The 8,088-nt window shown below is 69.0% G+C and carries 11 protein-coding genes; 9 read left to right on the top strand and 2 right to left on the bottom strand.

The window, feature by feature from the left end; all coding sequences use genetic code 11:
• Positions 1–1,258 (top strand): hypothetical protein (locus FXN61_RS23775; protein ID WP_167976256.1); only part of this gene is annotated, 1,258 nt, incomplete at its 5' end.
• Between the two features lie 31 nt (positions 1,259–1,289).
• Complete coding sequence (locus FXN61_RS23770) at positions 1,290–1,772, top strand: GNAT family N-acetyltransferase (RefSeq protein WP_312877948.1); 483 nt, start codon at positions 1,290–1,292, stop codon at positions 1,770–1,772.
• Here the strand turns inward: FXN61_RS23770 and FXN61_RS23765 are convergent.
• Entirely contained in the window at positions 1,747–2,172 is a 426-nt protein-coding gene (locus FXN61_RS23765) for an Ohr family peroxiredoxin (RefSeq protein WP_167976254.1), read from the bottom strand. The genes FXN61_RS23770 and FXN61_RS23765 overlap by 26 nt on opposite strands.
• 25 nt (positions 2,173–2,197) lie before the next feature.
• Between FXN61_RS23765 and FXN61_RS23760 the strand changes: the two genes are divergently transcribed.
• From FXN61_RS23760 to FXN61_RS23730, 7 genes are all read left to right on the top strand, one after another.
• Positions 2,198–2,974 (top strand): arylamine N-acetyltransferase family protein, encoded by a 777-nt coding sequence (locus FXN61_RS23760; protein WP_246291919.1) that lies wholly within the window; start codon positions 2,198–2,200, stop codon positions 2,972–2,974.
• Positions 2,975–3,012: 38 nt separating this feature from the next.
• Positions 3,013–3,522 carry a YflT domain-containing protein gene (locus tag FXN61_RS23755; protein ID WP_167976252.1) on the top strand — a complete coding sequence of 170 codons (510 nt, stop codon included), beginning with the start codon at positions 3,013–3,015 and terminating at the stop codon, positions 3,520–3,522.
• Positions 3,523–3,947: 425 nt separating this feature from the next.
• On the top strand, positions 3,948–4,256 hold the full coding sequence (locus tag FXN61_RS23750; protein ID WP_167976251.1) for a MerR family transcriptional regulator: 309 nt from the start codon (positions 3,948–3,950) through the stop codon (positions 4,254–4,256).
• Positions 4,257–4,318: 62 nt separating this feature from the next.
• Positions 4,319–5,074: a TetR/AcrR family transcriptional regulator gene (locus FXN61_RS23745; RefSeq protein WP_167976250.1), complete on the top strand. Its 756-nt coding sequence runs from the start codon at positions 4,319–4,321 to the stop codon at positions 5,072–5,074.
• Entirely contained in the window at positions 5,071–5,907 is an 837-nt protein-coding gene (locus FXN61_RS23740) for an NAD(P)H-binding protein (RefSeq protein ID WP_167976249.1), read from the top strand. Before FXN61_RS23745 ends, FXN61_RS23740 begins: the two co-directional genes overlap by 4 nt.
• Positions 5,908–5,974: 67 nt before the next feature.
• The gene (locus FXN61_RS23735; RefSeq protein ID WP_167976248.1) at positions 5,975–6,205 is read left to right on the top strand and encodes a YciI family protein; all 231 of its coding nucleotides are present in this window, start codon (positions 5,975–5,977) and stop codon (positions 6,203–6,205) included.
• A 7-nt stretch (positions 6,206–6,212) separates the two neighbouring features.
• Positions 6,213–7,463, top strand: a complete 1,251-nt coding sequence (locus FXN61_RS23730; protein ID WP_167976247.1) for an RNA polymerase sigma factor — start codon at positions 6,213–6,215, stop codon at positions 7,461–7,463.
• Here FXN61_RS23730 and FXN61_RS23725 read toward each other — a convergent pair.
• Positions 7,460–8,050, bottom strand: a complete 591-nt coding sequence (locus FXN61_RS23725; RefSeq protein WP_167976246.1) for a LysE family translocator — start codon at positions 8,048–8,050, stop codon at positions 7,460–7,462. The two genes, FXN61_RS23730 and FXN61_RS23725, sit on opposite strands and share 4 nt — an antisense overlap.
• Between the last annotated feature and the right edge of the window lie 38 nt (positions 8,051–8,088).

The following is an 8,088-nucleotide window of genomic DNA, read 5'->3' as shown; positions in this document are numbered from 1 at the left end:
CTATCGACCAACTGCCCCGAACACCGCACCCTGCCCGACCGACGTCCGATGCCGCGCCCGCCGCCGCCTTTCCGAAGGCATCGGACCCCGGCGCCCGCAACGGCAGGCCCGTCCTGATCGCCGCCGGCGTCAGCCTGCTCGCCGCGGGAGCCGTCTTCGCGGGTCAGTCCTCTACGGCGGCAACGCCGAGGTCGCGGGCCCCTCCTATCAGTACAACGGCGAGTTCGTCGGCAAGGACCGTGCGGTCGTCAACCACGTCGAACTCGGCAAGGTCGCGCCTGACGCACTGGCCCGCTGTGTCGCCGCCGCGAAGGCGCATCCGGACGCCGGCCAGTGGCAGACGATCGCCACCAGCCGCAAGGAGGGCACGACGCTCACCGCGTTCCGCGGCCCGACCGGCGTGTTCTTCTGCGCGAGCACCGCGACCACCACCACGATCTCCGAACCGAACCCCGTCAAGATCGACGAGGGCACGCGCAAGGTGAAGATCTTGTTCACCTCGCCGACCGGCGCGCTGGCGGGCCTGGTGTCGCCGGACGTGAAGTTCCTCAGCCTGTCCACGATCAGCGAGCCGGGCTGGAACAACACCGCGCCCGCCCTGGTCGAGGGCCTCTTCCTCGCCCCGAGCGGCTACCTGCACGCCGAGAACGGCTCGCGGTCGCTGGTCAACGGCCGGGAGTCGACCGTGCGCGGCGTGCCGAAGCCGACCCCCGCGATCACCGATCGCCCGCAGCCACCGGCCGACCGCAGCACCCCCGACGCCCAGAAGTTCGGGGAGTGCCTGCGCGACCGGCCGGTCCCGGACGCCGACCAGTTCGCGCACACCCTCACCGTCCGGCTCAGCGCCGACAGCACGGTCAGGGTCGGCCGGTTCGGTGACCTGCTGCTGCACTGCGTGGACACCGGCGAGCCGCTGCGCGGCAGCGTGACCGACCTCGAAGACCTGGAGGAGGTCCGCGGCACCACCATCGCGTCGCTCGCCGCTGCCTACGACTTCAAGCCGCGGAAGGCGGACGAAGAAGGGGAGGTGGACCACATGGCCAGCTCGACCTTCGCAGCCGTCGGCCTGGTCACCGACCCGCGCGTCGCGTCGATCACCTACACCCGGCCGGGCATGGCCGACGTGCCTGCCTCCGTCGGCAACGGCACGTTCGTGCTGGCCGCACCGCTGATCGACCGGCACCCCGACGCACGCGTGGTCGTGCGGGACGCCGCCGGCACGGTGCTGGAGACGATCAAGCCCAAGGACGTGCCGTAAACGAGTGGACAGCAGCGTCAGGATTTCGGTTGTGGAGACCGAACGCCTGACGCTGCGCCCGCTCGGGCCGTCCGATGTGGACGAATTGCGCGAGCTGCACGCCGACCCCGAGGTCATGAGGTTCCTCGACCCCGAGCCGGTCGAGCACTTCCTCGGCGACAGCTTCTACGCCGCCCACGAGAAGGAAACCAGCAGGTTCGTCGGCTGGTTCGAGTTCAAGCCCGTCGGCGACGGCGTGGCCGAGCTCGGCTACCGGCTGCACCGCGCGTACTGGGGTCTCGGGTACGCCGCCGAAGGCGGCAAAGCCCTGATCGAACGCGGTTTCACCACCGGCGGAGTCCAGCGCGTCGTCGCGACCACGATGTTCGTCAACGCCGGCTCGCGTCGCGTCATGGAGAAGTGCGGGCTGCGGCACGTCCGCACGTTCCACGTCGACTGGGACGAACCGCTGCCCGGCAGCGAACACGGTGAGGTCGAGTACGCCCTGACTAAAGAGCAGTGGCAGTCAGCGTGACCGGGATGTTGCCGCGCACGGCCGCCGAGTAGGGACACGTCTGGTCCGCGGCGTGCAGGAGCTTGCGCAGCCGGTCCGGGTCGAGGCCCGGCACGCCCACGGTGAGGCGCACGGCGAGACCGTAGTCGTGCTCGGTGGTGCCGAGGTCGACCTCGCAGGTCACCTGGGCGGCGGTGGCGTCCACGCCGTGCTCGGCGGCGACCTCGGCGAGCGCACTGGTGAAGCACGCGGCATAACCGGCGGCGAAGAGCTGTTCGGGATTGGTGGTGCCGGGAGTCTTCTTACGCGGCGGGGCGAGACGCACGTCCAGCCTGCCGTCGTCGGTGGTGACCGTGCCGGCGCGGCCGCCCTGCGCGTGCGCGGTGGCGGTGTAGAGAACTTTGGTCAGCTCGGTCGTCATGGCCGGTGAGCTTAGGGGGAACGGTATGTGGCAGACGGATTCAGTCGATCTGGACGCCTACTTCGCGCGCACGGGGGCGTCGTCGGACAGCTCGCTGACGGAGTTGCACGAGGCGCATGTGCGCGCCATCCCGTTCGAGAACATCGACGTGATGCTCGGTCTCGTGCCGTCGCTGGACCTCACCGACATCCAGGCCAAACTGGTCGGACGGCGCCGTGGCGGCTATTGCTACGAGCACCAGCTGCTGTTCACCGCCGTGCTGGAACGCCTCGGCTACACGGTCAACAGGCGAATGAGCCGCGTGATGACCGGACCGCGTACGCACTTCATGTCGATCGTCGACGGCCACCTCGTCGACGTCGGCTTCGGCGCCGGGATGCTGCACCCGATGCCACTGGCCGACGGCGCGGTCGTGGACCAGGCAGGGTGGCCACACCGGTTGCGTCGCGAGGATCGTCGGTGGGTGCTGGAGAAGCAGTCCGCGGACGGCTGGGACCTGATGCACGCGTTCGAGGACGATGTCGAGCAACGGCCCATCGACTACATGATGGCCAACTACTACGTCGCCACGCACGAGCGCTCGCCGTTCAGTCGCCAGCTCGTCGTCATGCGGCTCGAACCGGGCCTGAGCCGCCGTCTGGTCGGCTCGACGCTCACCATGGAGCACGCGGGCGAAAAGCCTGAGATTTCTCAGGTTGAGGACCTCGCGAAAACCCTGGAATCGCTGGACATCACGCTTACCGACGGGGAGCTGAGTCACATCAGCTCAACTTTGGGAACACCCGTGGAAGCGCGTTCGTAGTACCAGGTGTAGGGGATCGCACTTCGGAGGTGTTGCACATGACCACCGCGACTCCGTTCGCCACAGGAGCCAACGCCAGGGTCAACGCTCTGCCCACGCCGCCCACGGGCTGGCCGATCGGCTCGTACGGCACCTACGAAGAGGCGCAGCGAGCCGTCGACCACCTGGCGGACAACGACTTCCCGGTCGCCGACGTCACCATCGTCGGTGTCGAGCCGATGATCGTCGAACGTGTCACCGGCCGCCTGACCTGGGGCCGCGTCCTCGGTGCCGGCGCCGCGTCGGGTGCCTGGTTCGGTCTGTTCGTCGGTCTGCTGCTGGGCCTGTTCTCCACCGGCGGCGCCCTCGCCCCGATCATCACGGGCCTGGTCGTCGGTACGGTCTTCGGCCTGGCCGGCGCGGCCGTGCGGTACTCGGCCCAGCGCGGTCGCCGCGACTTCGCCTCGACCACCCAGCTCGTGGCCGGTCGCTACGACGTGCTGAGCGACCCGCGCAGCGCCGAGCGCGGCAAGGAAATGCTGACCAGCCTCGCCTGGCGTTCAGCCTGAGAAAACCAGCTCCCACCACACGAAAGGGGCGGCAGGCCTTCGGGCCTGCCGCCCCTTTCTCCTGTGTGGGCTCCTTTCGCGTCGGCTGAACGAGGACGTGCACTCGCTCATTCACCCGGAGGAGATCGCTGCCGCGACCTCGCGAACCCGGCGCGCCACACCCCTCGCAGAACCGCGGGTTCCGGATGACCCGCGACGCCTGCGCGAGAGTGAGGACGCGGTCTCGGCCTTGTGCCGAAGTTGGCGTCGATGATCGCCTCGAACTCCGCGCTCACCCACGCCGGATCGGCGCACACCAGGTCCGCGAAAGCCCTCTCGCTGGTCCTCAGCACCTCGTGTCACTCCTCGCAGAAGAGCTACCAGGTACAGATTTTTTGTAGCGCTGACTGTAGATTATGTCAAGCATCAACTTGAGGGAGTGTGCGATGCCGCTGAGTGACCTCGACGACGAGGACTACCCCGCCTACACGACCGGGCGGGCGGCCGAGCTGCTCGGCGTGCAGCAGGCGTTCCTGCGCAGCCTCGACGCCGCCGACGTGCTCGCCCCGCACCGTTCCGAAGGGGGTCACCGGCGTTACTCCCGCAGGCAGCTCGGCATGGCGCAGCGCTACCGGGTGCTGTTCGACGACGGCCACCCGCTGGTCTCCGCGGCACTGATCGTGCAGCTGGAAGACGACCTCGCGGCGGCGAACGCCAAGGTCGCGGTGCTGCAGGCCCGTCTCGGCGAGAACTGACCGGCATTTCCGTACGTCATACGGTATTGTTTCCGTATGGCCTACGGAAATGAGGTGGACGAGTGGCGGCCGAACGCAGTGGCGGGGGAGACCCCGCCAGGACGATCGCGCTGCTCTGGCGCAGGCCGCCGGAGCCGAAGCCGGTCGGCAGGAAGGCCAAGGTGAGCGTCGACCAGATCGTCACCGCGGCGATCGCGGTGGCCGACCGCGAGGGGCTCGGCGCGATGTCGATGGCCCGCGTCGCGCAGGAACTGACCGTCGGCACGATGTCGCTCTACACGCACGTGCCCGGCAAGGCCGAGCTGATCGACCTGATGGCCGACACCGTGCTGCAGGAACGCGACCTCACGCCCGAGGGAACGTGGCGCGAGCGCGTCAAGCACTACGCCGACCGCACACGCGCGGTCTACCAGGCACATCCGTGGATGCGCGACGTGTCGATGGTGCGCCCGCCGCTCGGACCGGGTCTGATGGACGGTCAGGAGTTCGTGCTGGCCGCGCTCGCTGACTCCGGGCTGGAGCCGCGGCACGTGACGGTGGCACACGTGGCGATCGAGGGGTTCGTGCACGGTGCGGCCGCGTCCGAAGTGGACGATCAACAGCTGGAGCGGACGACCGGCGAGTCCGGTGACTCGTGGTGGGGCGCGCGGCAGGTGTTCTGGGACGACTACTTCGACGTCGAGCGCTATCCGACGATGACCAACCTGTGGAACGCCGGTGCCTACGACACCGACGGCACGCTCGCGGACACCATGCGGAGCTCGTTCGACTACGGGCTGGAGAAGTTGCTGGACGGAATCGAAGGGGGCATGCGATGACGATCCTGGTGACCGGTGCGACGGGCACCGTCGGCCGGTTGGTGGTGCGCGGTCTGGCCGGACGCGCCGCCGTGCGGGCGATGACCCGCGACCCGGCCAAAGCCGATCTTCCGGTGGAGGTCGTGCGAGGCGACCTCGACGACCCGGACGGCATCCCGTTCGACGGCGTCGAGAAGCTGTACCTGTTCGTGCACCCGCCGACCGCGCGGGAAGTGGTGCAGCGAGCGGTGAAGGCCGGCGTGCGCAGGATCGTGACGCTGTCGTCGGGCGCGGTGACCTACGGCTACGACACCAGCCACCACCTTCCGGTCGAGCAGGCCGTGGAGGCGTCCGGCGTCGAGTGGACCCACCTGCGGCCCGGCGAGTTCGCGGCCAACAAGATCGACCTGTGGGGGCCGTCGATCCGTGCGGACGGCACGGTCGTGCACCCGAACCCCGACGAGTACGGCCAGCCGATCCACGAGGCCGACATCGCCGACGTGGCGGTCAAGGCGCTGCTGGAGGACGGGCACGCGGGCAAGGCCTACAACCTGTCCGGCCCGCCGCAGCTCACCCAGCGGGAGATGGCCAAGGCGATCGGCGAGGCGATCGGTCGCGAGCTGCGGTTCGTCGACGTGACGACGGAAGAAGCGCTCGCCTACTACGTGAGCGTCGGCTGGCCCGAGGAGATCGCCCGCTACATCCTGGGCGTGGGTGGCTACGAGGGCGGCGACCCGGACGACTTCGCCGACTACGAGTTCGTGGTGTCGCCGGACTACGAGACCCTCACCGGCAGGCCGTACCGGACGTTCGCGCAGTGGGCGCGTGATCACACGGCCGACTTCACCGCCTGATCACCCGTCGATTTCGGCACCTCCTCGTTCGACGTCCCTGCAAGGGGAGACCGAACGAGGAGGCCCGGTGCGGTTCATGGTGTTCGTCAGGAGCCCGAAACCGTTGGCAGCACTGCACAGGGACTCGTTGCTGCGCGCGGGCGTCCTGCTCGACGCCGGAGACCTGGTACCCGAGGCGTACGGGGTGTCCGGGTACTGGCTGATCGACGTCCGCAGCAGGGAAGAAGCTGTGGAACGGGTACGGCGCATCCCCCTTCCGGCGTGCGTCGTGGAAATACGGGAGGTGGCTGTGGTCTGATGCCCCCATGGGGGCTACCACCTCGGTGCGACGCACCATCGACGCGGTCTGGCGGATGGAGTCGGCGAAGGTCATCGCCGCGCTCGCCCGATACACGCGTGACGTCGGCCTCGCCGAGGAGATGGCCCAGGACGCGCTGGTCGCGGCGCTGGAGCAGTGGCCGGACGAGGGCGTGCCGCGCAACCCCGGCGCGTGGCTGATGACGACGGCGAAGCGGCGGGCGATCGACCAGATCCGGCGGCGCGAGAACTTCAACCGCAAGGTCGAGGAGATCGGGCGCGACGTCCAGGAGGCGACACCGGACGCCAGTGAGGGCATCGAGGACGAGATCGGCGACGACCTCCTGAGCCTCATGTTCACCGCCTGTCACCCGGTTCTCGGCACCGAGGCGCGGGTCGCGCTGACGCTGAAGATGCTGGGCGGCCTGAAGACCGAGGAGATCGCCCGCGCGTTCCTGGTCAGCGACTCGACGGTCGCCCAGCGGATCGTGCGCGCCAAGAAGGCACTGGCCGACGCGGGTGTCCCGTTCGAGGTGCCGGAGGGCCCCGAGCTCGCGACCCGGCTGGCCAGCGTCCTCGAGGTCATCTACCTGATCTTCAACGAGGGCTACTCCGCCACCCAGGGCGACCACTGGATGCGCCCCGAACTCTGCGCCGAGGCGCTGCGGCTCGGCCGCGTGCTCGCCGAGCTGGCGCCGAAGGAGGCCGAGGTCCACGGCCTGGTCGCGCTGATGGAGATCCAGGCCTCCCGCTCCAAGGCCCGCACCGGCCCCGGCGGCGAACCCGTGCTGCTGCTCGAACAGGACCGCGGCAAGTGGGACTGGCTGCTCATCGGCCGCGGCCTCAAGGCCCTCGAACGTGCCGAGGCGCTCAATCAACCGCCGGGTCCCTACTACGTGCAGGCCGCACTGGCCGCGTGTCACGGTCGCGCGCGCAAGGCCGAGGACACCGACTGGCAGCGCATCGCCACGCTCTACCAGGTGCTCGCCCAGATCTCGCCGTCCCCGATCGTCGAGCTCAACCGGGCGGTGGCGCTGTCCATGGCCTACGGTCCCGCCGCCGGCCTCGCCCTGGTCGACGAGATCGCGGGCGAGAAGGCGTTGCAGGGCTACCACCTGCTGCCGAGCGTGCGCGGCGACTTCCTCCTCAAGCTCGGCCGCAACCAGGAGGCGAAGGCCGAGTTCGAGAAGGCCGCCGCCCTCACCCGCAACGAACGTGAGAAGACGTTGCTGCTCGAACGTGCCGCGGCCTGCGACTAGGTCAGCGCGAGCTTCACGCCGAGCGCCGCGAACGAGGCGGCGAAGCAGCGCCGCAGCCACACCATCACCCGCGGCCGGGACAGGACCTGGTCGCGCATCGACGCGGCGAAGAGCCCGTACACGACGAAGCCCGCGAACGTCAGCGCCATGAACACCGCGCTCAGCTGCATCATCTGCGCCGGGGTGGTGGCGAACTGCGGCAGGAACGCCACGAAGAAGATCGTCAGCTTGGGGTTCAACACGTTCAGCAGCACGGCGTTGACGATGATCTTCGTCGCCGATACCTGCGGTGTGTCAGCGGAGACCACAAGCTCGCTCTTGTCCCGCAACGTGCTCCACGCAAGGAACACCAGGTAGGCGACGCCGAGGTACTTCACGATCTCGAACGCCAGCGCGCTCGCGTGCAGCAGTGCCGCCAGACCGGTGACAGTGGCGACCACCTGCGGCACGATGCCCAGCGTGCAGCCGAACGCGGCGATCACGCTCGCCTTGCGGCCGTGCGCGAGACCGGCCGACAGCGTGTACAGCACACCGGTGCCGGGTGTGGCGACCGCGATCAACGTCGTGATCAGGAAAACGAGGCTCATGCCGATCACTGTGCCGTCAAAGCGGTCCAGAAAGCAGA

Origin of the sequence: Lentzea indica (assembly GCF_012184385.1) — a bacterium.
Lineage (GTDB): Bacteria > Actinomycetota > Actinomycetes > Mycobacteriales > Pseudonocardiaceae > Lentzea > Lentzea indica.
The sequence above is the reverse complement of the archived record's forward strand: the minus strand, read 5'-3'. Positions and strand labels throughout refer to the sequence as shown.

Bases quoted from the DNA above. Each gene is read 5' to 3' on its own strand.
- FXN61_RS23765 (WP_167976254.1), bottom strand. From the start codon at position 2,172: ATGACGACCGAGCTGACCAAAGTTCTCTACACCGCCACCGCGCACGCG.
- FXN61_RS23760 (WP_246291919.1), top strand. From the start codon at position 2,198: ATGTGGCAGACGGATTCAGTCGATCTGGACGCCTACTTCGCGCGCACG.
- FXN61_RS23755 (WP_167976252.1), top strand. From the start codon at position 3,013: ATGACCACCGCGACTCCGTTCGCCACAGGAGCCAACGCCAGGGTCAAC.
- FXN61_RS23750 (WP_167976251.1), top strand. From the start codon at position 3,948: ATGCCGCTGAGTGACCTCGACGACGAGGACTACCCCGCCTACACGACC.
- FXN61_RS23740 (WP_167976249.1), top strand. From the start codon at position 5,071: ATGACGATCCTGGTGACCGGTGCGACGGGCACCGTCGGCCGGTTGGTG.
- FXN61_RS23730 (WP_167976247.1), top strand. From the start codon at position 6,213: ATGGGGGCTACCACCTCGGTGCGACGCACCATCGACGCGGTCTGGCGG.
- FXN61_RS23725 (WP_167976246.1), bottom strand. From the start codon at position 8,050: ATGAGCCTCGTTTTCCTGATCACGACGTTGATCGCGGTCGCCACACCC.